16 protein-coding genes, 1 tRNA gene and 1 pseudogene are annotated in these 22,067 nt (G+C 71.3%); 4 read left to right on the top strand and 14 right to left on the bottom strand.

Annotated features, from left to right (window positions below; all coding sequences use genetic code 11):
• The first annotated feature begins 30 nt into the window (after window positions 1-30).
• Entirely contained in the window at window positions 31-2,553 is a 2,523-nt protein-coding gene (locus OG303_RS09150) for a SpoIIE family protein phosphatase (protein ID WP_405866653.1), read from the top strand.
• Window positions 2,554-2,572: 19 nt separating this feature from the next.
• Here OG303_RS09150 and OG303_RS09155 read toward each other — a convergent pair whose 3' ends face one another.
• The 5 genes and pseudogenes from OG303_RS09155 to OG303_RS09175 all read right to left on the bottom strand — a co-directional run bounded on the left by OG303_RS09155 (window position 2,573) and on the right by OG303_RS09175 (window position 10,330).
• Window positions 2,573-3,736, bottom strand: coding sequence for a substrate-binding domain-containing protein (locus OG303_RS09155; protein WP_405866655.1), 1,164 nt, complete (start codon window positions 3,734-3,736; stop codon window positions 2,573-2,575).
• Window positions 3,737-3,805: 69 nt separating this feature from the next.
• Window positions 3,806-4,945: an ABC transporter permease gene (locus OG303_RS09160; RefSeq protein WP_405866657.1), complete on the bottom strand. Its 1,140-nt coding sequence runs from the start codon at window positions 4,943-4,945 to the stop codon at window positions 3,806-3,808.
• Window positions 4,942-6,447, bottom strand: a complete 1,506-nt coding sequence (locus OG303_RS09165; protein ID WP_405866659.1) for a sugar ABC transporter ATP-binding protein — start codon at window positions 6,445-6,447, stop codon at window positions 4,942-4,944. The genes OG303_RS09160 and OG303_RS09165 overlap by 4 nt, the downstream gene beginning before the upstream one ends.
• Before the next feature lie 123 nt (window positions 6,448-6,570).
• Window positions 6,571-9,432 carry a SpoIIE family protein phosphatase gene (locus tag OG303_RS09170; RefSeq protein ID WP_405866661.1) on the bottom strand — a complete coding sequence of 954 codons (2,862 nt, stop codon included), beginning with the start codon at window positions 9,430-9,432 and terminating at the stop codon, window positions 6,571-6,573.
• A 130-nt stretch (window positions 9,433-9,562) separates the two neighbouring features.
• Window positions 9,563-10,330, bottom strand: a pseudogene (locus OG303_RS09175) (cyclase family protein).
• Between the two features lie 154 nt (window positions 10,331-10,484).
• On the opposite strand from OG303_RS09175, the gene OG303_RS09180 reads away from it, so the two are divergent.
• Entirely contained in the window at window positions 10,485-11,195 is a 711-nt protein-coding gene (locus tag OG303_RS09180; RefSeq protein WP_405866663.1) for a site-specific integrase, read from the top strand.
• Here OG303_RS09180 and OG303_RS09185 read toward each other — a convergent pair.
• A tRNA-Pro gene (locus OG303_RS09185) sits at window positions 11,177-11,250 on the bottom strand. The two genes, OG303_RS09180 and OG303_RS09185, sit on opposite strands and share 19 nt — an antisense overlap.
• Window positions 11,251-11,382: 132 nt before the next feature.
• On the bottom strand, window positions 11,383-12,834 hold the full coding sequence (locus tag OG303_RS09190; RefSeq protein ID WP_405866665.1) for an MFS transporter: 1,452 nt from the start codon (window positions 12,832-12,834) through the stop codon (window positions 11,383-11,385).
• A 321-nt stretch (window positions 12,835-13,155) separates the two neighbouring features.
• Here OG303_RS09190 and OG303_RS09195 point away from each other — a divergent pair, with 321 nt between their 5' ends.
• Window positions 13,156-13,734: a TetR/AcrR family transcriptional regulator gene (locus OG303_RS09195; RefSeq protein WP_405866667.1), complete on the top strand. Its 579-nt coding sequence runs from the start codon at window positions 13,156-13,158 to the stop codon at window positions 13,732-13,734.
• 237 nt (window positions 13,735-13,971) lie between these two features.
• Window positions 13,972-14,925 (top strand): alpha/beta hydrolase fold domain-containing protein, encoded by a 954-nt coding sequence (locus tag OG303_RS09200; protein WP_405866669.1) that lies wholly within the window; start codon window positions 13,972-13,974, stop codon window positions 14,923-14,925.
• A gap of 41 nt (window positions 14,926-14,966) precedes the next feature.
• Here OG303_RS09200 and OG303_RS09205 read toward each other — a convergent pair whose 3' ends face one another.
• The 7 genes from OG303_RS09205 to OG303_RS09235 form a co-directional block, all read right to left on the bottom strand.
• Window positions 14,967-16,322 (bottom strand): MFS transporter, encoded by a 1,356-nt coding sequence (locus OG303_RS09205; protein ID WP_405866671.1) that lies wholly within the window; start codon window positions 16,320-16,322, stop codon window positions 14,967-14,969.
• Window positions 16,323-16,449: 127 nt separating this feature from the next.
• Window positions 16,450-17,199: a PP2C family protein-serine/threonine phosphatase gene (locus OG303_RS09210; protein WP_405866673.1), complete on the bottom strand. Its 750-nt coding sequence runs from the start codon at window positions 17,197-17,199 to the stop codon at window positions 16,450-16,452.
• Between the two features lie 62 nt (window positions 17,200-17,261).
• Complete coding sequence (locus OG303_RS09215; RefSeq protein WP_405877149.1) at window positions 17,262-17,921, bottom strand: LuxR C-terminal-related transcriptional regulator; 660 nt, start codon at window positions 17,919-17,921, stop codon at window positions 17,262-17,264.
• Between the two features lie 39 nt (window positions 17,922-17,960).
• Window positions 17,961-19,325: a sensor histidine kinase gene (locus OG303_RS09220; protein ID WP_405866675.1), complete on the bottom strand. Its 1,365-nt coding sequence runs from the start codon at window positions 19,323-19,325 to the stop codon at window positions 17,961-17,963.
• A gap of 38 nt (window positions 19,326-19,363) precedes the next feature.
• Window positions 19,364-19,576 carry a hypothetical protein gene (locus tag OG303_RS09225; RefSeq protein WP_405866677.1) on the bottom strand — a complete coding sequence of 71 codons (213 nt, stop codon included), beginning with the start codon at window positions 19,574-19,576 and terminating at the stop codon, window positions 19,364-19,366.
• A 98-nt stretch (window positions 19,577-19,674) separates the two neighbouring features.
• Window positions 19,675-20,460, bottom strand: coding sequence for an alpha/beta fold hydrolase (locus OG303_RS09230; RefSeq protein ID WP_405866679.1), 786 nt, complete (start codon window positions 20,458-20,460; stop codon window positions 19,675-19,677).
• Between the two features lie 168 nt (window positions 20,461-20,628).
• On the bottom strand, window positions 20,629-21,954 hold the full coding sequence (locus OG303_RS09235) for an MFS transporter (RefSeq protein ID WP_405866681.1): 1,326 nt from the start codon (window positions 21,952-21,954) through the stop codon (window positions 20,629-20,631).
• Window positions 21,955-22,067 lie beyond the last annotated feature (113 nt).

Here is a 22,067-nt window from a genome sequence, read left to right on the forward strand (position 1 = left end):
AAGCCAACCTAAAATGGAACAAATTACCCAATGGTGATCGAGGGCAACGTGTCGGCCGACGGTGTGGCATCGAGCTCGTATCCGTTCGGCGCCGCGCGTGTCGGCGAATCGCCCGAGCGTGACGACGCACTGGTCAGCGCCGTCGTCGGTGCCGTGGAGGTGACCGGAGCGCATGCCGGAAGTGTGTTCCTGCTCTCCGGCGACCATCACTCGCTCCTCCTGGCCGCGGCGTGCGGGACACCGCCCTCCCTGCTGGGCGGTTGGCGTCGGATCCCGGTGAACAGCCGCATTCCGGTGGCGGAGGCGTACCGCTCGGGGCGCATGGTCCACCTGACCGACGCGGAAGAGACGATGCGGCGCTTCCCCCAGCTCTCGGTCGCCGTGCCCTACCCGTTCGGCTCTGCCTCGGTGCCCGTAAGAGCGGGCAGGCGGACTTTCGGAACGATGGCCGTGTTGTGGACGCCCGGGCCCGACCGGACAGGGCTGTCGAGGGCGCAGCGTCGGCAGCTGCGCTCCGCGGCCGACCGTCTGGGCACCGCACTCGCCGGTCTGAGCGCACGCCGACTGTTGGGCGAGTGGGACGAACGGACGGCTCCGATGGTGGTCCCGCTGCCGTCCGCTCCGGTGATAAGGGTGGGCCTGTTCGACTGGAACCTCGACACCGGGTCCTTCACGGCGGACGACGAACTGTGCGTGATCTTCGGGATTCCGCCCCGCGAGTTCGACGGACGGGCGGCCACCCTGGCGGCCAGAATCGAACCGGCGGACCTGCCCGGCTTCCGGTCAGCCGCGCGTGCCGCGGTCGAGGAGGGACATGTGCTCGCGCACTGCGTGAGCATCCGGGACGGCGGCGGGAGGCTTCACACCGTCGAGCTGTGGGGTCGGGTGCCCGAGAGCCCGCACGACCCGCGGACGGCGTCCCATCTGGTCGGCGCCGTGCTCGATTCCGGAAGCGGCATGGCTGCTGTGGCGGCGCTCGAGCGGCTCACGGACGGCTTCTTCGCGCTCTCCCCGGACGGCCGTGTCACCTACGCGAACCACAGCCTCGAGAGTCTGCTCCGGGTCCGCCAGGACGAACTGCTCGGCCAACGCCCCTGGGACGTGCTGCCCTGGCTGGCCGATCCCGTGTACGAGGACCGCTACCGGGCCGCCGTGGTCTCCCAGCAACCGGTCTCCTTCCTGGTCCGCCGCCCACCCGACGAGTGGCTCGCCTTCTCCCTGCACCCCGGCGGGCAGGGCATGACGGGATGGGCGGCACCCGTGAGGCAGCCGCTGCCCGACGGGGCCGGACCCGGGACGTTCGTCGCGGAGGAGGGTCCTCCCGTCTCCTTGTCACCTCCGCCCACGGCCCCCCGCCTGGGATCCCTCTACCGCGTGCTCCAGCTGGGCAGCGCCCTCACCGAGGCGGTCACCGCGCACGAGGTGTTCGACGCCGTCGCCGACCAGCTGCTGCCCGCTTTCGGCGGCCAGAAGCTGGCGATCGCCGTCGTGGAGGAGCGGCGCCTGCACCTGCTCGCGCAGCGCGGCTACTCGAAGGGCTTCCTCGCCGGCTTCGAAGGGACCCCGCTGCATGCCCGGCTGCCGGTGACGGACGCGCTGACCTCCGGGGCCCCGCTGTTCGTCGAGACCCGGGAGGAGCTCCTCGGGACCTACCCCGGGACCCTGGTCGGCCACTCGAACTCCTGGGCGTTCCTGCCGTTGATCGCCTCCAACCGCCCGGTCGGCGCCTGCATGCTCGCCTTCGACGACGTCCACCGGTTCCCCGCCGAGGAGCGCGGCCTCCTCACCGCGCTGGGCGGCCTGATCGCCCAGGCTCTCGAACGCGCCAAGCTCTACGACGCCGAATACGCCCTCGCCCGCGGTCTGCAGAACGCGCTGCTGCCCCACCGGCTGCCCACGCTGCCGGGCCTCCGCGTCACCGGACGCTATGTTCCGGGCACCAGGGGGATGGACATCGGAGGCGATTGGTACGACGTCATCCCCGTCGGTGACGAGGTCGCGTTGATCGTCGGGGACGTCGAGGGACACAACGTGGCCGCCGCGGCCGCCATGGGACAGCTACGCAGCGCGATGCGGGCCTTCGTCACCGCCGGCCATCGGCCGAGCGACGTCCTCGCCAGTACCAACCGGCTCCATATGGACCTCGACCCCGCGCTGCTCGCCAGCTGCTGCTACGCCCTCCTCCACCCCGGTTCGGGGGTCGTGCGCATTGTCCGCGCGGGCCACTGCCCGCCCCTGCTGCGTCTGCCCGACGGACACACGGAAATCCTGAACGTACCGGGCGGCCCTCTGATCGGCGTCGAGGCAATGCCCGACTATCCGGAGTCGGAGCTGCGCCTCGCGCCCGGATCGATCCTCGCCCTGTACACCGACGGGCTCATCGAGAGGCGCGGCTCGGACATCGGTTCCGGCATCCGCAGGCTCCGGGCCTCGCTGGCCCGGATGGGCGGGGACCGCCTGGAGGATCTGGCCGACCGGCTGCTGCAGGATGCCTGCCTGTCCCACGAAAGGATGGACGACATCGCACTCCTGCTCACCGAGTACGCCCCTTGACCAGTCCCCGACGCCGCTGTCAGGTGCCCCAGATCTTCCGGTACGCCTCCCGGTAGCCCGACGGGTCCCAGGTCGTGGCACCGTCGCTGTTGTCGGCGGTGGTGATGTGGACGGGGGCTACATATCCGCTGGCAGGACGGCCGGAGAAGGCTCGGTTGAACTCGTCGACGATCTGCCAGCCCTGCAGGGACAGCGGCTCGGGCACGGTGGCCGCCTGGTACTGCTCGCTGTTGATGCGCTGGAAGGCGGAGGGGTCGCCGTCTCCGGCGCCGATGTTGAAGGGCGGGCCGGCACCCTTCTTGCCGGCCGCGCGGAAGGCCGGGGCGGCATCGGCGAAGTAGAGGTCGTTGATGGCGACGGAGTGGGTCCACCTGCTCTGGAAGCGGGAGAGGAGCGAGGAGACCTCCCGCGGGGTGCGGCTGCTCGCGTCCGGGATAGGGATGTTCTCGTACGCCAGCAGCTTCACGCCCGAACAGGTGAGGAGCTCCTTCCTGATCAGTTCGGACTTGTTCTTGGCGAAGGGGATCGAGGCGTCGGTGAAGAGCACGACCCCGGCGTGGCCACCCGAGTTCGAGATGACCCATTGCGCGCTGACTCCGGCCACGTCCTCGACGTCGGTGGTGACGTTGGTGAAGAGTCTGGGCTGCCGACTGGGGCCGGGGGCAGCGACCGCGTGCCAGCCGACGAGCGGGATCCGTGCCGCGGTCGCCCGCGAGACCTGCTGTGAGGTCGAGCCCGGGTCGAAGCCACCGATGACGATGCCCGAGGGCTTGAGGGCTACGGCCTCGCTCATCGCCGCCTGGATGCCGGCGGGGGTACCGCCACCGTCGATCACCCGGACGTTCCAGCCGATGACCCGTGCAGCTGCGCTCACGCCTTTCGCAGCGCCCGCGACGCCGGGATTGGTCATGGTCTGGGCGACGTAGACGATGGTCTTGCCGGACACCGCCGACGGGCCGCTGGTCGGTCCGTTCCAGGGAACGTCCGTCTTCTCCGCCTGTCTGACGGCGGCCTGGGCCCTTGCCTGGGCCGCGGGGCAGCCGCTCGGTCCCGTGGTGGAGCCCTCCGGGGCGCTCGACGAGCCGCGTTCGCAGCCGGCAAGGACGGTTGCCGCAGCCAGCAGGGCGGCGGCGACGGACCGAGCCTTGAGCGCGCCGGGTGTGGCTTTGCGGTTGCAGTTCACGGGGAGCTCCTCGCGGGGATGAGCGGGAGGATGTGGCCGGAGGCACTCAGGTGGTGCCCATGGCGTCGTTCATGGAGGGGCGCCCGCTGCGCCACCGTCCTGCGTCGGGGCGGACGGCGGCTCCGGCGGTACGGCAGGCGAATCGCGGGCCGCGACGGTGCCGGTGCGCAGGCGGCGCGCGGAGTAGCCGGCCAGGCCGACGGCGATGAGCAGGGTGCCGCCGTAGAACAGAGGGACCGTCCAGAAGTCGGCGCCCATCTGGCCGATGCCGGTGAGGCCCACGGCGAGGACAGCGACGGCGACGAGGGTGCCCATCGCATTGGGGCGGCCGGGTTTGATCGCGGTGGAGCCGAGAAGGGCGCCGACGAATGCGGGCAACAGGTAGTCCAGTCCGACGCTCGGATTACCGATCTGCTGCTGGGCGGCGAGCAGCACACCGGCGAAGCCGACGATCAGCCCCGACGCGGCGAACGCGTAGACGCTGTACCTGCGGGTCGGGATGCCGACGAGGTCGGCCGCGCGCGGGTTCGAGCCGACGACGTACAGATACCGGCCGAGCGGCAGCCGCTCCAGCACCAACCAGAGGACGACGGCGAGGGCGAGCACGTAGAAGGCGGGGACCGGAAGGCCGAGGAACCTGGAGTCGTAGATGTCGGTGAAGGCGACCGGGAGGCCTTGCGGGCCGGGGACGATCCGGGCGCCGCCGGTGATCCAGCCGGTCACGGCGTACATCATGCTGCCGGTCCCGAGAGTGGCGATGAAGGAATCGATCCGGCCGAACTCGACGATGACGCCGTTGAGGACGCCAACGACCGCCCCTCCGCCGATCACCGCGAGGCAGGCGAGCGGCCAGGGCCACCCGACGTTGACGACGAGCTGCATCACCATCACGTGCGCCAGGCCGAGGCCGTAGCCGATGGAGAGGTCGAACGCGCCGGTCACGATGGGGACCATGGCGGCGAGCGCGAGAACGGCCGGGATCGACTGGTTGGAAAGGATCGAGTCGACGGTGTCCCGGGTGGGAAAGGTACGCGGCAGGGTGAAGGAGAAGATCAGGAAGAGCAGTGCCGTGAGTGCCAGAAGGCCGTAAGCACCGATGAGGTGCCCACCCGGGCCGGGCAGTCGGGCCGGGAGACCAGGCCTGCCTCGCCGGCCGAGTCGGTTCGGTCGGCCCTGTCGATGCGGTCGCGGCCGGGGCGAGGGGGTCACGGGTTCGACGCGGTTCCGGAGGGGGGCATGACCGAAGCCGCACGGGTGAGCCCGAAGACGGTGAGGGCCGGACCGCTCAGCTCGGCCGTCACGGACCCGCGGGCGAAAACCAGCGCGCGCCGGCACACGTCCACGACCTCCTGGAAGTCGGTGGAGATGAGCAGGACCGCAAGGCCGCCGGCCAGTGCCTCGTCGAGCAGGCGGTGGACCGCGGCCTTGGCGCCGACATCCACGCTCGCGGTCGGCTCCTCGAGGATGAGCAGACGCAGGCCCACCCGGAGCCACCGGCCGATCATGACCTTCTGCTGGTTTCCGCCGGACAGCGAGGCGATGGGGGCCTCGCTGTCGCTGGGGCGCACCGTGAACCGTTCGATCAGGGTGGCGGCCTCGGCACGTTCGCGGCGGGGGCTGATCCAGCGCAGCGCAGGCAGGCCTCCCGCCCGGGGGTTGGCCAGGAAGTTCTCCCGTACGGTCAGCTCGGCGAGGCAGCCCTCCCGCTGTCTGTCACCGGGCACGAAGGCGACACCGAGTCCGACGGCCTGGACGACCGTACGGGGACTGTACGGGCGGCCGCCGAGAAGGGCACGTCCGTCGAGGAGGGGCCGGGAACCCGCGAGGGCTCGGCCCAGGTCCCTGTGTCCGGCGCCCGAGAGGCCGACCAGGCCCAGGGCTTCCCCGGCCCTGAGCTCCAGGCTGACCGGTCCCGCGCCGGCGGTCCGTACGCCGTCGAGGGTCAGGACGGCCGGGCCGGGGACCGGGGCCGTGGCGGGGTGGTGGTCGGTCAGCTCCTCGCCGACGATGTCGTGCACCAGACGGGCAGGGCTCCGGCCCGCCAGTGCGCCGTGGCTGACGAGACGGCCGTCGCGCAGGACGGCGAAGGTGTCGGCGACCTCGTACACCTCGTCCAGACGGTGGCTCACATAGAGGATGCCGTGCCCCCGGTCGCGCAGTGCGTGCAGGACACGAAACAGCCGGGCGCAGTCCGCGGCGGGGAGGCGGGCGGTCGGCTCGTCGAGGACGATGAGCTTCGCCCGAGTCGCCAGGGCTCGTGCGATGGCGACCAGTGAACGCTCGGCCGGGCCGAGCCGGGCGATCGGTGCGTCGGGATCGAGGTGTCCGGCGACGATGCGCAGGGCCTCGGCGCACTGCTCTCGGTTCCGCCGCCAGGAGATCAGACCGGCGCGCCGCGGATACCCGGTGCTCAGGGCGATGTTCTCGGCGACCGTCATCCACTCCACCAGACCGAGATCCTGGTGGATGAAGGACATGCTGCGGGAAGCGGCATGACTCCCGAGCGGGTGCCCGTCCACCGTGATCCGCCCTGCGTCGGCGTGGTGGACGCCGGCGAGCACCTTGATGAGTGTCGACTTTCCGGCTCCGTTGGGACCGAGAAGGGCGAGGACGCTGCCGGCGTGGACGTCCAGGTCGACCCCGGCCAGCGCGAGGGTCCCACCGAACCGCTTGGCAAGGCCGCGGACGCGGACCAGAGGTTCCACGGACATCTCCGGTGATCGGCCTGGCGAGTTGTCCCCGACTGTCATGAGCGATGCTAGCCGGACACATAGCTAGATATCAGACATTTGCCGTCTCTCGTGCCCCCAACGGCTCAGCGCCGCGCTCGGGTCTCACACGCCGTCGAGCCCGCATTCGGCCCAGATGACCTTGCCCTCCGGGGTGTAGCGGGTACCCCAGCTCTGTGACAGCTGCGCGACGAGGAAGAGGCCGCGGCCGCCCTCGTCGGTGGTGGCCGCCCGGCGCAGGTGCGGGGCGGTGTTGCTGGTGTCGGAGACCTCGCAGATCAAGGTGCGGCCATGGAGCAGCCGTACCCTGATGGGCCCGGCACCGTGGCGGATGGCGTTGGTGACCAGCTCGCTGAGCATCAGTTCCGCGGCGAACGCGGCCTCTTCGAGCCCCCAGTCCGCCATCTGTCGGGTGGCGGAGGCGCGGACCTCGCTGACGAGTGCCGGGTCGGCGGGCAGGTCCCAGGTGGCGATCCGATCCAGGTCGAGGGCGTGGGTGCGGGCCACGAGCAGGGCGATGTCGTCGCAGGGATGGGCGGGGGCCACGGTGTCCAGGATCGCCTGACAGGTGTTCTCGGGCGAGCGCTCCGGATGGTGGGCCAGGGCCCCGCGCAGCTGGTCGAGGACGACGTCGACGTCGCGATGCCGGTCCTCGATGAGTCCGTCGGTGTAGAGGACCAGTTGGCTGTCTTCCGGGAGGTGGATCTCGGCGGTTTCGAAGGGCAGGCCCCCGAGGCCGAGAGGGGGTCCGGCGGGCAGGTCAGGGAACGACACGTTGCCGTCGGGGTGCACCAGCGCGGGCGGGGGGTGGCCGGCGCGGGCCATGGTGCACTGCTGCGAGGTCGGGTCGTAGATGGCGTACAGACACGTCGCACCGATGGTGCCGGCGCCGTCGGAAGCGGGGTCCTCCCGGTCCAGGCGTCCCACCAGGTTGTCGAGGTGGGTGAGCACTTCGTCCGGGGGAAAGTCGAGTTCGGCGAAGCTGCGTGCGGCGGTACGCAGCTGGCCCATCGTGGCGGCGGAGAGCATGCCGTGGCCGACGACGTCGCCGACGAAGAGGCCGATGCGGGTGCCGGACAGCGGGATGACGTCGTACCAGTCTCCGCCGACGTCGGATTCGGCGGGCAGGTAGCGATGGGCGACCTCGACGGCGTCCTCGTCGGGCAGACCGTGCGGGAGCAGGCTGCGCTGCAGGGCCAGGACCATGGTGCGTTCGCGCGTGTAGCGCCGGGCGTTGTCGATGGACAGCGCGGCGCGGGTCGCGAGTTCCTGGGCCAGCGAGCGGTCGTCGTCTCCGAAGGGGGCGGGGTTCTGCGAGCGGTAGAAAGCGGCGACGCCCAGGACGACACCGCGGGCGACCAGGGGCACCGCGATGAGGGAGTGGACGCGGCTCGGCAGCTGTTCGGTGTGCTCGGGATCCTGCGCGAGCCAGCCCGCGGCGGCCCTCATGTCCGGCTCCAGCACTGCCTCCCCGCTGGTCAGACACCGCAGCTGAGGCGTGGTCGGGCCGTAGTCGACCTGCTTGCCGACGGGGTGGAAGGGACAGTCGTCGCGGATGCCGTGGACCACCGTACGGCGCAGGTCACTGCGGGGATCGGCGGACTCCTCGCCGCGCAGTACGGGCTCGGGCAGGTCGATGGTGACGAAGTCGGCCAACCGCGGCACCGCAGTCTCGGCGAGTTCCTCGGCGGTGCGGCGCACGTCCAGGGTGGTGCCTATGCAGGTGCTGGCCTCGGACAGCAGCTCCAGGCGGCGTCGCGCGGCCAAGGCATACATCCCCACGTGCGGCTCCCCCACCATCACGAGCCCTCTCGCGGGAAGCGGGGAGTCGAGGTGACCGTCCCTCGCGCCGTCGGCGTCGGCGGTCGTGACGCCCTCGCCGCCCGCGGCGACCTGGCCGGGTACCGTGACGGAGAGATGCCCGGGCGCCGCGACGCCGGGAACGGCCCCGGACGTCAGGGGGGCGAGGGCGACGGCAAGCTCGGCGGGGAGGCCCGGCGGCACGTCGACCTTGTGCGGCACGGTGAAAGGCGCGCGCTGCGAGGAGGCGGGGAGGACGGCCTCGATGGCGATGCCCTCCACTCCGGAGGCGCTGGTCATCGGCCGGCTCACGAGCGTGACTCGCCGGCCGTCGGGCAGGGACACCTCGACCGCGGCCCGCTGCGCGCGGGAGATCAGTTCGGCGGCCTGCTCCATGATGATCGCCCGGTCACGGTGGTGCAGTTCGAGGGCCAGTTCGTCCGCGCCGATCCTGCGGTAAAGGCCAACGGCAGCTTCGGCTGCGGTGTCCTGGTACGCCCGCAGCAGAGCGTGCTCATGCGCGGAGCTCTGCCCCAGCAGCCGCCGCTCGATGGCCTCGGCCGCCCTGCGTATCACGATGTCCAGCTCCGGATCCTCGGAGCTGCGCGGATAGCCGAAGCACAGGACGCCCTCGATGCGGCCGCTGAGCGGGTCGCGGACGGGAAGCGCGCGGCAGGCGCTGCCCTGGGAGCGCTCGGCGAAGTGCTCGGCACCGTAGACCCGGATGGGTTGCCGCTCCGCCAGGGCGAGACCGATGCCGTTGGTACCGGCGACCTGCTCGGAGAACACGAACCCTGGGACGCTCTGAATCGCCGGGAGGCTTCGGGCCAGCGACGTCTCTCCGAAACGCCGCAGGAGAACCGTCCCGCTCGCATCGGCAACGGAGATGTTCATCGCGCTGCCGGCAAACCGGAGCTGCAGCCGGTCGAGCACCGGCACGGCCGCGTGGACGAGCCGGGCGTCCGGATCGAAATCCTCCCGGAAGGGAAGGTCGGACTGGTCCGGCGACAGCCCCATGGACCGGCACCGCTGCCAGGAATTCAGGATCGACGTGCGCACACCCGCCTCGACCGGCTCGCCCTGCAGGAACCGCTCACGAAAACGGGCGGGTCCCGTGCCGCCTGTCGCACGCCCCGTCGGTATCGGTTCGCCGCCGGACCGAACCACGCTCCGCCTCACTCACACCTTAGATAATCCACATTTCGACATTATCTGGCATTGACGATGATACGGGCATCAGGGATGTGAGTCACGATTCGTAAGATCTCTCACGCACGGTAACGGGACTGGTCGGTTGTCACAGGATGGCGACGGGGTTTACGGGCGAGCCCGTCCCACCCGGGACGTTCAGCGGTGCCACGACGAGCAGGAACTCATACCGCCCCGCCTCGGCGGTCGCTGCGGAGAGCTCTTCAAGGTCGAGGTTGTCCAGCAGCGGCACACCCATCGCGGCCACCGCCAGCGCGTGGACCGGCGAATGCACGCCGTCCACGGGCGAGGGCCGTACATCGCTGTCGCCGTCCCCGCCGAGCAGCGCGATGCCACGCTCGGCCAGCAGCCGTACGGCGTCCACGTGGAAGCCGGCGCTCGCCGTGTCGGGGTCCCAGGAACCGAGTTCCCCGCGGCGACGGACATGCCCGGAGCGCATCAGCACCGCGTCGCCCTCGCCGATCGTCACATCGAGCGCCTTCTCCGCAGCGATGATGTCGTTTGCGTGCACCGCTTGTCCCGGCTCCAGCCAGCGGATCCCGAAGACGGCGGGGAGGTCCTTGAGGGTGGAGGGCACCGAGATCGGTCATGTGGTGCAGGGCGGGCTTGCGGTTGTCCGGGCCGGCCCGGGTGTTCCGGGGCACCGCCATCTGGACGACCCTCCCGGACCGCTCTGTCCGTGGCCCGCCGCACGCGGTCCGGTCACCCGGTTCCAGGCACCGCGGTCGGCCGGGGCCCAGCGACCCCACGTGCGAACCGCCTCGAAGAGTGCGTCGAACTCCCGACGGGAGACGGCAGGGCCATTGTGGGTACGGGTCGGCCTGGGATTCGGGGCGCCGCCGGAACTCGAGCTCATCCGTACTCACCGTTCCCAAGCCGAAGAGCGTCATCCTCGCGACGAGAAATCCAGCTTTGCACATTCACGAGGCCGTCTGTCCGACTGGTGATCACTGTCCCGTGTCATCGATGTTTGATCGTGTGCGGCCAGAGGTTGGCGGCGTAGCGAGGAGTTGCTGCTGCTGGGTACCGGCATGCGCCGCGGTGAGGCCCTCGGCCTGCACTGGACCGACGTCCACCTACCCGAGAAGACCCTGCTGGTGCGCTGGAACCTCACGGCCGTCAACAACAGCCGGCTCTACCTCGGCCACCCCAAAACCAAAGCCGGCCGCAACTGGGTGAGCCTGTCCCCACGTGTCGCTGCCGCCCTGGAACGCCAGGCCGCCCTCGCCCTCACCGACCAGCTCCCGGACACCCCGTTGGAAGGACTGGTGTTCTGCCAGCCGGACGGCTCCCCGCTACGCCCGCAGAGCGTCCTGACCGAACTGCGCCGGCGCTCCGAGGAGATCGGCCTGCCCCGGATCGGGGTCCACGATCTGCGCCACACCGCCGCCACCATCATGATCAGCTCACGGGTTCCGCTGGCCGTGGTCTCCAAGACGCTGCGCCACTCAACGCTGTCCCCCACCGTCAACCTCTACGGCCACCTGCTGCCCTACGCCGCCCGCGACGCCGTCACCGCCATCGACAAGGCCCTGGACGGCGCCGACCGCAAACACCCCACGAGACCGCCGCAGCATCACAAGATCGGGCGGCTTGAGACCGAGTGCCATGCGGTCACGGGTTGCCATCACGCCGCCATCACGTGTCCCACGAACGCATCCAGCGGGCCCGCCGTTTCCGGCAGACCCGCTGATGAACACCGTCGGGACGACAGGATTTGAACCTGCGACCCCTTGACCCCCAGTCAAGTGCGCTACCAAGCTGCGCCACGTCCCGGTGCGCTTCCCCCGGTGAACCGCGGGAACGCGCACGTCGACTTTACCGTACGTACAACGGTGTTCTCGCCGGGCCCGGTGGGCGCACGTCCGCTGCGGGGGCCGGCCCGGCGGTCCGGGTCGGCCCCTTGTCTCAGCCGCGGGTGCCGGAGGCGACCGTTTCCGGCTCCGTGGCCACCGCGCCGTCGGCGGCGCGTGCGGAGCCGGTGAGGCGTCCGGGCCGCGCCACCGGCACCAGCAGCGCCGCGAGCGCCGCCGCCAGGCACAGCACCGCCAGCAACGCGAAACCGTGCGTGTAGCCGGAGGCGTACGGCAGGCCCGAGGGCTGGAGGTGGCCGGTGACCAGGACGCTGGTCACGGCGGCGCCGATGGAGCCGCCGATGGTGCGGATGTTGGCGTTCATGCCGGTCGCGGCGCCGGTCTGGGAGGCCGGGACGCTGCCCACGATCAGGTTGGCCATCGAGGCGAAGGCCAGTCCGATACCTAGGCCGAACACGCCCGCGACGAGGGCGACTTGCCACTGCTCGTCGTGCCAGAGGGCGAGCATGCCCAGTGCGAGGGCGCCGAGTGCGGCACCGGTGGTGAGGAGGGACTTCGCGCCCACCACGGGCTCCAGACGGCCGCTGAGGATGCCGGAGAAGAACATCGCCACCAGCATCGGCAGCATCAGCAGTCCGGACGCCGTGACGCTCGCGCCGAAGCCGTATCCGGCCGAACTGGGCGTCTGCACGAAGCCGGGCAGGAAGGACCACAGGGCGTACATGCCCGCCCCGAAGAGCAGCGCGGCCGTGTTGGTGGTCCACACCGCGGGCAGTCGCATGACGCGCAGGTCGATCAGCGGGGTGCGGGAGCGGGCCTCGGTCAGCAGCCACAGGGCGAACAGGACCACGGCCGCCGCGAACAGGCCGATCACGCGTGCCGAGCCCCAGCCCCACACGCTTGCCTGGCTCAGCGGCAGCAACAGGGCCACCAGCCACGCCGACAGCAGGCCGGCGCCGAGCCAACTGACCTTGCCCTCCGCCCGGTTGGGCGACTCGGGCACGTAGCGCAGGGCTATCAGCGTGGTCACCGCCACGACGGCGACCGGGATCCAGAACAGCCAGCGGTAGTCGAGCGCCGACACGATGGGGCCCGCCGCCACGATGCCGACGCCGCCGCCCGCGGCGATCACGGCGGACAGGTTGCTGATGCTGCCGGGGACCTCCGACGGGGCGAACTCGTCCCGGATGATGCCGAAGGAGAGGGGGAACAGGGCGCCGCCGATGCCCTGGACGACCCGGGCGACGATCAGTACGCCGATGGTCGGGGCGAGTGCGGCCAGCAGGCAGCCGACCGCGACGACGGACAGGACGGCGACGAAGGTGCGCTTCTTGCCGATCAGGTCGCCGACGCGGCCGAGGATCGGGGTGAACACGGAGGCGGACAGCAGATAGGCCGTCATCACCCAGGTCGCGGTGGACTGCGAGGTGTGCATGGCGTGCTGGACGGTCGGCAGGGCCGGCGCGATCAGCGACTGCAGCATGGCGAACACACCTGCGCCGGTCGCGAGGACCGCGAACGTGAGACGGGTGGACTTGCGGGGCATGAAGAGCCTCTCCGAACGAACGGGGTGCGGCCGAGGTTCTCTGGCCACGGTCGTACGGACCCGGAGCGCCGCTGGGGCGCCACGGGCACGCCGACGGCCGCGGTGAGCGGTCGCGGAAAGGTGGTGGGTGGACGGGCCGCGCTCTCGACGCAGGGCCCGTGAGCAACAAGGGAGTGGTGCGGGGGTGTCGTCGCGTAGGTGATGCGTGCGGCCGCACGCGTCCTCCGCGGACACACCCCGCACTGCTAAAGTGGAGGTACCCCTCCACTGTACCGGAGGCTCACCTCCGGTTCAACCTCGTCCCGCCCCGGGAGGCAGCAAGTGTCGGCCCAGCCGTTCCCCGTCCGCGAACTCGTGGCATCCCGGCGCCCGCACCGGAAGGACGCCGCCCGCAACTACGACGCCCTGCTGGCCGCCGCGCGCGAGGCGTTCGCCGAGCATGGCGCGGAGGCGTCGCTGGAGGACATCGCCCGCCGCGCGGGGGTCGGCATCGGCACCCTGTACCGGAACTTCCCGTCCCGCCGCGAACTGTTCGAGAGCGTCTACGCGGACGAGGTCAACGAGCTCGTCCGGGTCGCCGAGGAGGTCGCAGGACTGGAGCCCTGGGAGGCGCTCACCTCCTGGCTGCACCGGTTCACGGGCTACATGGTGACCAAGCGGGCCGTGCGGGAGGCACTCGACGACGAGTCCGAGATCTTCGACGCCTGCCGCGAGTCGATGTTCGCCGCCGGTGGTCCGCTGTTCGAGCGGGCCCAGGAGGCCGGCATCGCGCGCAAGGACATGGACTTCGGCGATCTGCTGCGCATGGTCTCGGGCATCACCGGCACGGTCTTCGTCGACGACGCCCAGCGCGACCGGGTACTGGCCGTCGCCCTCGACGGGGTGCGCGCCGGGCGCTGACGCGGCACGGCGGCGGTGGGCGCCGGGGATCCACCGGCACGGGCAGGGCCCCTCCCGAGATCACGACCGGCACACGGGTCCTCCCCGCGGCGTCCACACCGACCCCCTGCTGACCTGCCTTTCTCCCCGAGGCCCGGGGGTCGGTTCTCAGGAAAATGCAGTATCTTCGACTCCACCGATCGCCAGGAATCCTGATGATTGGGCCCCTCTCGTGTGTCCTCCACCGAACGGAGCCGCATGTCCCTCCTGGCCCGGCCGGCAGTGGCCGCCTTCGTCGCCAAGGCGATGCAGCGCATGACGCAGATGGCCGACCGGCGCAGCAGCGGTCGCGGCTCGGCGGCCGCTTCGCACGCCCGGTTCCCCGAATACCCCCGTCACACACGCGAGTTGACGATCCCCACGTCGATCGCTCCTGCCAGGGCCGTGCTGTACCTGCCCGCTGCCGAGGGGCCGACGCCGCCACCCGTGCACGTCAACTTCCACGGCGGCGGCTATGTCATGTCGGTGACGGAGATCGACGACCCCCTGTGCCGCTTCCTCGCCGCCGAGGCGGGCGTGGTCGTGATCAACGTCGACTACGTCGTCGCCCCTCAGCACCCGTTCCCGGCCCCGCCCCAGCAGGCGTACGAGGTCGTCCGCTGGGTGGCCGAGCACGGCGGGGAGCACGGCTGGGACGGCAGCCGTCTCACCGTGGGCGGGCAGAGCGCCGGCGGTGGACTCGCGGCGGCGGTGGCGCGGCTGGCGCTGGAGGAGGGCGGGCCCTCGATCGCTCTTCAGGTGCTGCACTATCCACCGCTCGACCTGGCGACGAACGCCCGGACCAAGCGCGCGGCCGTCGCCAAGCCGTTGCTGCGGCCGTGGATGGCGGACGTCTTCGACACGTCGTACGTCCCGGATGTGAAGCAGCGCGCCGACCGGCTCGTCTCGCCCGCCCATCCGTCGGACACCGTGGACCTGAAGGGCATCGCCCCGGCGCTGGTCGTCACGGCGGAGTTCGACCTCCTCAAGGCGGAGGCCGTGGGCTACGCCGACCGGTTGCGGACGGCGGGCGCGCTCGTGGCGCACCGCGATGTGCAGGGAGCGGATCACGGGTACGACGGAACGGACGACCAACGGGCCCGCGAGATCTATGCCCTGATCGCCCGTCATGTACGAACTGCAGTCAACGCCGAAGCGCCCGAAGCCGGTTGACCGTCGGGCGCTGAGCCTGTGGAGGTCGGTCCCCTGTCCGGTCAGGGCTCTCCCGGGGAGGAGGCGGCGTCGGTGCTCGCGGGAACCGGCCGCTGCGGAGCCGTGACCACGGGCGCCGGGCGTGGCATGAGCAGCAGCGCGGCCATGGCGACGACCGAGCAGCCGACGATGTACCAGCTGATCCCGGTGCTGGAACCGGTGTGCTCGAGGATCGCCGCGGCGATGAGCGGCGCCGGTCCGCCCGCGATGACCGAGGCGAGCTGATACCCGAGCCCGGCACCGCTGTAGCGGACGTTCGTCCCGAATCCCTCGGCGATCAGCGCGGCCTGGGGACCGTACTGGATGTCGTGGAAGACCAGCGAGAGCACGATCGCGAGCAGGACGAGCCCGGAGCTGCCGGTGTTGAGCAGGCCGAAGTACGGGAACGCGAACAGCCCGGTGCAGCAGATGCCGATGCCGTAGACCAGCCGTCGGCCGAACCGGTCGGAGAGGTGGCCGAAGAGCGGGACGCTGATCAGCCCGACGGCTGCCGCGACGAGCGTGTAGTTGAGCAGGTCGCCCCTGGGGAGGTCGAGCTCCTCCGTGCCGTAGGTGAGCACGAAGGTGATGAAGAGGTAGAAGGGCGCCTGCTCCGACATCCGGACGAAGGCAGAGGTCAGCACCGCGCGCGGCTGGTGGCGCAGCACGCTCAAGACCGGCCGGCGCTCCAGCACGCGCTCCTGCTTGACCTCGGTGAAGGCCGGGCTCTCCAGCACCCGCAGCCGCACATAGAGCCCGATGCCGATCAGCACCACACTGGCGAGGAAGGGAATCCGCCAGCCCCAGCTGTCGAAGCCGTCGCCGGACACCCCGTTCATCAGCTTGACCATGCCGGTCGAGGCGAGGAGACCCAGCGGCACACCGAGCTGCGGCCAGCTGGCCATCAGCCCTCGGCGGCGCTCGGAACCCCATTCCATGGACAGCAGGACGGAGCCGCCCCACTCTCCTCCGACGCCGATCCCCTGGACGACCCGCAGCACAACCAGCAGTACGGGTGCGGCAATGCCGATGGAGGCGTGGCCCGGCAGTACGCCGATGAGGAAGGTGCTGACCCCCATCAGGACGAGGGTCGTCACGAGGGTGGACTTGCGGCCGACCCGGTCTCCGACGTGCCCGAAGATCGCGGCCCCCAGCGGACGGGCCGCGAAGCCGACGAACTGGGTGCCGAACGAGGCGATCGCTCCGGTGTACGGGTCCGCGCCGGGGAAGAACACATGGGGAAAGACCAGCGCGGCGGCGGTGCCGTAGAGGAAGAAGTCGTACCACTCGATCGCGGTGCCCACCGTGCTGGCGACCACGGCGCGGCGGCGCTGCCGGTGCATAGCCTCGGCGCTGACAACGTGCTCGTGTGCGGCCATGTCGGCTCCCGGCCGGCTGGTTGAACCTCTGAACCAATCAACGGATCTCGGTGAGAGTGCTAGCCCGCCGCGGACATGTCAAGAGGGCTCGCGACTGCCGGGGGTGTGCATGGTGCGCGCCGCGTCCCTATTCCTCTGCGACGCGTACGACCGCCAACGTGATGTTGTCGGGACCGCCTGCCTCGATCGCGGCCTTCCACAGCTCGAAGGCCGCCCGGCCGTCGTCGTACTCGCGCAGCAGCTCCTCGATCACCTCCGTCGTCAGCGGGTCGGTCAGACCGTCCGTGCAGACGAGGTAGCGGTCGCCGGGCGACAGGGGCGCCGCCGCCACATGGGGTCGGACGGCGCGGTAGGTGGGGGTGCCGCCCAGGCACTGGGTGACCAGGGACGTGGTGCGCTGCCCGGGTTCGAGCGGGGGACTGTCGTCGACGCTCACCTGGCGCAGCCCGTCGCGGGAGGCGGCGTAGACCCGGCTGTCACCCACGTTGAGCACCAGCAGCGAGCCGGGCTGTACGACGACGCCGGCCACCGTTGTCCCCATGGCGGCGAACTCGCTTCCGTCCGCTGCGCCGGCGGCCTGGTACACGGCACGGTTGCAGTTGTTCAGGACGGCACGGACGGTGGCCTCGCTGTCCAGGGCGAGGCCGATCGACGCGATCCGACGGGCGACCAGGGCGCTGGCCACATCGCCGCCGGGTTGCCCGCCGAGCCCGTCGGCGACGGCGACCACCAGGGGCGTCCCGAGCGGGAAGACCAGCGTCTGAGGACTCTCGGTCACGCTGGCGCACAGCGTCCACGGTCCGACGACGAGGCTGTCCTCGTTCCGTTCGCGAAGCAGCCCAGGATGGCTCAGCGCACTCACCGCTACGTACTGCATGGAACGCCACCGCCTTCCGCACTCCCCCTTCAAGTCTAGGAGCAGCTCACCGTTTCCACTGGTCAGAAGCCCTCTGCTCCCGCCCCGAGGTAGCGCAGCACCGCCAGCACCCGACGGTTGGCGTCCTCCGACGCCGGAAGGCCCAACTTGCCGAAGATCGCCGCCACATGCTTCTCCACCGTGCCGGCCGACACCACCAGCGTCTGCGCGATCGCGGCGTTCGTCCTGCCCTCCGCCATCAGCGCGAGCACCTCGCGCTCGCGTGCCGTCAGCGATTCGAGGTCCTCGACACGGCGGCCGGCACCGGCGAGCTGGGTGACGACCTCGGGGTCGAGGGCCGTTCCGCCGGCCGCCACCCGGGCCAGGGCGTCGGTGAACTCGGCCACGTTCGCGACCCGGTCCTTGAGCAGATAGCCGACGCCGGCCGAGCCCTCGGCCAGGAGTCTCGTCGCGTACTTCGTCTCGATGTACTGGGAGAACAGCAGCACGCCGGTCCCGGGATGCTCCCGCCGGATGTCGATGGCGGCGTGCAGGCCCTCGTCGGTGTGGGTGGGAGGCATACGGATGTCGACGACGCCGACGTCCGGCCGGTGCTCGGCCACGGCCGCGCGCAGCGCGTCGGCGTCACCTACGGCCGCGCACACCTCGTGGCCGCGCTCGGTGAGCATCTGTGCCAGCAACTCCCGCAGCACGGCGGCATCCTCGGCGATCACGACACGCATACGGCGCATGCTCCCACGTCCTCGCTCCCGGGCCGCCGCTCACGCGTGCAGCGGCAGCGCCACCGTGACCGCGGTCGGCCCGCCCTGCGGGCTGGTGATGTCCAGGGTGCCGTCGACCGTGCGTACCCGCTGCGTCAGGCCCGTGAGACCACTGCCCGCACCGAGCGTCGCGCCGCCCCGGCCGTCGTCCGTCACCCGCAGACACAGCAGGTCCTCCTCCTGGGTGACGCGCAGGATCGCCCGGCGGGCGCCGCTGTGTTTGATGACGTTGGTGATCAGCTCCGCCGCGCAGAAGTAGGCGATGGTCTCGATCGCCGGCGTGGGCCGCTCCGGGATGTCCACGGCAAGCTCCACGGGTACGGTGCTGCGCGCCGCCAGTGTCGCGAGCGCGTCGGGCAGGCCGTCGTCCAGTACGGGCGGGTGGATGCCGCGGGCCAGGTCGCGCAGTTCGGTGAGGGCTTCGGTGGCGCTGCTGTGGGCGGTCTCGAGCAGCCGGCGCAACCGCGCGGGGTCGGCGATCGGCTCACCGTCCGCGCCCAGCCCCTCCTTCGCCATGTCGAGGCTCATGGCCAGCGCGACCAGCCGTACCTGCGCGCCGTCGTGCAGGTCCCGCTCCAGGCGGCGCAGCAGGGCCGCGGAGTCGTCGACGGCGAGGGCGCGAGTCTCCTCCAAGTTCCGTACGCGCTGGGCGAGTTCGCCGGGGCCCAGCAGGGCGCGCACCAGCCAGCGGTCCACGGCGACGATGCCGCTGGTGACCCACGGCGCCGCGAGCAGCGTGGCCGCGCCGATCGCCGCGGCCACGAAGGTCCCGGCGAAGGTGGTGCTGTGCGGGGCGCCGCCGCCGGCCGGGACGGGGGTGATGGTCGGCATGCCCTCCATCCCGTCGTGCGGGCGCTGGCCGAAGGCGGCCCAGCGCAACGGCGCGGACAGATTGACCAGGCCGGTGAGCCACCACGCCACGGCGTACAGCTCCAGGGCGGCGACGGGCAGCTTGACGAGTACGTACGCCACCGAGCGCCATCCGGCGGCGTCCCGCAGCCGCGCGTCCAGCCGCGCGAAGAACTTGCCCGCGGGCCTCAGCGGCGGCGGCGCCGGCACCCGCTCCCCCAGCAGCCCTGCCGCCAGCCCACGGTGCACGGCGGCGAAGGCACGGGCGAGTCCCGTCGAGGTGACGACGAGCAACAGCCCGAGCACGGCACCGAGCAGGGACGCGGTGAGGCCGGTACCGAGGGCGAGCAGGAGGAGGACGAGAACGAACCCGACGAGGGCGACCGGAAAGCCGACCAGACAGTACGCGGCCTCGGCCCGGGCACGGCCACCGAACGGGGCACCCAGCACTACCCGCAGGCGGGCGGCACCGACGGCCGGCGGCTGGGACGGCGCTCCCGTCGGTGTGTCCTGCATGGTTCCAGTGTCCCGTCCGTGCGTCCGCCGTGAGGCGGCTACGCGTCCCGTCGTGCGAGCAGCCGCCCGCCCACGCCGAGTACGGCAGCCACGTACAGGCACAGCACCGCGAAGCCCGTCCACGGCGAGCGGCAGCCGGCGACCGGTTCGGCGCCGGCCGGCGAGTTGGCGGCGATCATGGTCGGGAAGAACTTCGCGACCGTCACCCCGGTCAGCCCGGCCGACGCCGCCGGTACGACGTAGGGCTGCACTCATGCCATCGAAGCTAGGCCCGTCCCACGGTGCCCGGAACGTGGTTGACCTCCGTCTTCACCTGGGGGATTTCCCCCAGCCGTACGGAAGGCCAGGTTCAGCGCGGCGCCGTGATCGCGTCCACGACGACGTCGGCGACCCGTGCGGGCTGCTCGACCAGGACGGCGTGCCCCGCGTCGGGCACGGTGACCGTCCAGACGTGCGGGCAGGCCTCCAGGCCCCGCCGCTCGCTGTCCGTCAGACCGATCTCGTCGTGGTCGCCGCGGACGACCCAGGCCGGGACAGCGGCCTCGCACAGTCGCGGGACCAGCGAGGGAAAGCGGTCCAGATACTCGTAGTAGCGCCGTACGATCCTCCGGCAGGTCGCCGGGTCGTTGCCGCTCATCGCCGCCGCCAGCGCCTCGGCGCGCCGGGGCGGCAGTTCGCGTTTCATGGCCCTGGGCAGCAGCTTGAGCATGGCGGTCCAGCCCGCGGTGCCGAGTCCGGGCACCCGCCCCAGGGCGTTCATCACGGCGAGGAACTTCGCCTCGTCGCCACGCGAGAAGGTCGGCGACAGCAGCACCAGCGGCCCCGAGAACAGGCCGGCGGCGGCCATCTCGATCGCCACGTTGGCGCCGAGACTGTGCCCGACCACCACGTCACACTCGGCCTCGGCGGCGAAGCGGGCCATCAGCCGGGCGTAGTTCTCCATGCTCACGTCCTCGGGCGCCGTGGTCCGTCCGAACCCGGGCATCGTGACCGCGACCATCCCCAGCCCCGCCAGGGCAGGTTCGGCCATCACATCCGCGTAGAACTCGGTCGTGCACAGCCCACCGGGAATCATCAGCACCCGACGCGCGGCCTCAGCCGGCCCCACCCGGCGCACATCCCAACCCTCACTCATACCCCGAGCGTGACGCCGCCCGCGGACCCCCGCATCCGCTACGGCCGCCGTCCTGGGACGCGGGCCCCCGCACACACCGGACGCCGGCCCCGCGTCGTGCGCGGTGGCCGGCGTCCGTCCACTCCCCCGGGCCGGGCACAGCACGGCACCCGGTCCTGGTTGTCCTGGTCAGTGGGCGGTGGCCAGTTCCCGGTCGCTGGTGTTCGGCGTGCCGGACTTCGCGCTGCGCAGGGCCGCGATGCCGATGAAGACCATGGACGACAGACCGGCGAGTGCGAAGGCGGTGAAGCCGAAGTCGCCGTTGCCCGCGGCGAGCAGCTGGCCGCCGAGCCACGGGCCGAAGACGGCCCCGAAGCGGCCCATGCCGGAGGTCCAGCCGACGGCGGTGGCGCGGTTGTCCGGGGTGGAGCGGATCGAGACCGTCGCGTAGATCATCGTCTGGGCGCTGTTGAGGAAGACCCCGGTGAGGAAGACGACCAGCGTGGTCACGCCCATCGGCATGTGGACGCTCAGCAGGTAGACACCGGCGGCGGTCAGCGCGAACCAGATCGCCGAGATGCGCGGGGCACCGAAGCGGTCGGCGGCACGGCCCGCGACCAGCATGCCCACGATGCCTCCGAGGTTGAACACCACGACGAAGGTCAGGGCGTTGGCGAGTTCGTAGCCCTCGGTCCGCATCAGCGTGGGCAGCCAGGTGGCGACGCCGTAGACCAGGAGCAGACCGCCGAAGGAGGCCAGCCAGTACAGGAGGGTCTGGGTCCACTCGCCGCCGCGGAACAGGCCGACCAGAGCGTCCCAGCGGTCGGCGGCGGTCTTCTTGCCGGCCGCGGCGGGCAGTTCGACGTCGTAGCGGGCGGCGAGCGCCTGCGCCTCCTCGCCCCGCCCCTTGGCGACCAGGAAGCTCAGCGACTCGGGCAGGAACCTGGCGAGCACCGGAGCGAAGGCGAGCGGGACGACGCAGACCCAGAAGGCGGCACGCCAACCGACCGGATCCACCAGCCACTTGGCCACGTACGCGGAGAGGATGCCGCCCGCGTGGTGCGCGGTCATCAGCATGCCGATGATGATGGCGCCGCGGCCGCGCGGGGCGTAGTCGGAGACCATGCTGATCGCGGTGGGCAGCAGCCCGCCGAGGCCCACGCCCGCCAGGGTCCGGCCGAGGCCGAAGACCTCCACGCTGCCGGACACGGCGCATATCGCGGAGGCCAGCGAGAAGACCGTCACGCAGACGACCATCAGCTTCTTGCGGCCGATCCGGTCCGCGACCGTCCCCGCGGTCAGGGCGCCGACCAGCATGCCGAAGGTGGCGTAGCTGCCGAGGTCGCCGGCCTGGTCGGGGGTGAGGCCGAAGGTCTTCGTCTCCAGCAGGTGCGGCAGCACCGAGCCGTAGATGAACATGTCGAGACCGTCGAAGAGCACCGCCAGCCAGCACAGACCGACGACCAGAAGGGCCAGTCTGCTGCCGCGAGCGGACAGCGAGGGGGAGGAGGACATCTTTGTTTTCCTCTCAGCCAGGAGACGAACCCTGGAGGGGATCAAGTGGTGGGGGTCCCCCGGCTCGAGCGGAGCCGAGAGCTGGGGGAGGGTCGTCGCGGCTCGTGCGGAGG

The organism is Streptomyces sp. NBC_00005 (assembly GCF_045160215.1).
Taxonomy (GTDB): Bacteria; Actinomycetota; Actinomycetes; order Streptomycetales; family Streptomycetaceae; genus Streptomyces.

Bases quoted from the DNA above. Each gene is read 5' to 3' on its own strand.
- OG303_RS09235 (WP_405866681.1), bottom strand. From the start codon at position 21,954: ATGTCCTCCTCCCCCTCGCTGTCCGCTCGCGGCAGCAGACTGGCCCTT.
- OG303_RS09205 (WP_405866671.1), bottom strand. From the start codon at position 16,322: ATGGCCGCACACGAGCACGTTGTCAGCGCCGAGGCTATGCACCGGCAG.
- OG303_RS09230 (WP_405866679.1), bottom strand. From the start codon at position 20,460: ATGAGTGAGGGTTGGGATGTGCGCCGGGTGGGGCCGGCTGAGGCCGCG.
- OG303_RS09200 (WP_405866669.1), top strand. From the start codon at position 13,972: ATGTCCCTCCTGGCCCGGCCGGCAGTGGCCGCCTTCGTCGCCAAGGCG.
- OG303_RS09215 (WP_405877149.1), bottom strand. From the start codon at position 17,921: ATGCGTGTCGTGATCGCCGAGGATGCCGCCGTGCTGCGGGAGTTGCTG.
- OG303_RS09210 (WP_405866673.1), bottom strand. From the start codon at position 17,199: ATGCAGTACGTAGCGGTGAGTGCGCTGAGCCATCCTGGGCTGCTTCGC.
- OG303_RS09165 (WP_405866659.1), bottom strand. From the start codon at position 6,447: ATGTCCGTGGAACCTCTGGTCCGCGTCCGCGGCCTTGCCAAGCGGTTC.
- OG303_RS09190 (WP_405866665.1), bottom strand. From the start codon at position 12,834: ATGCCCCGCAAGTCCACCCGTCTCACGTTCGCGGTCCTCGCGACCGGC.
- OG303_RS09150 (WP_405866653.1), top strand. From the start codon at position 31: ATGGTGATCGAGGGCAACGTGTCGGCCGACGGTGTGGCATCGAGCTCG.
- OG303_RS09220 (WP_405866675.1), bottom strand. From the start codon at position 19,325: ATGCAGGACACACCGACGGGAGCGCCGTCCCAGCCGCCGGCCGTCGGT.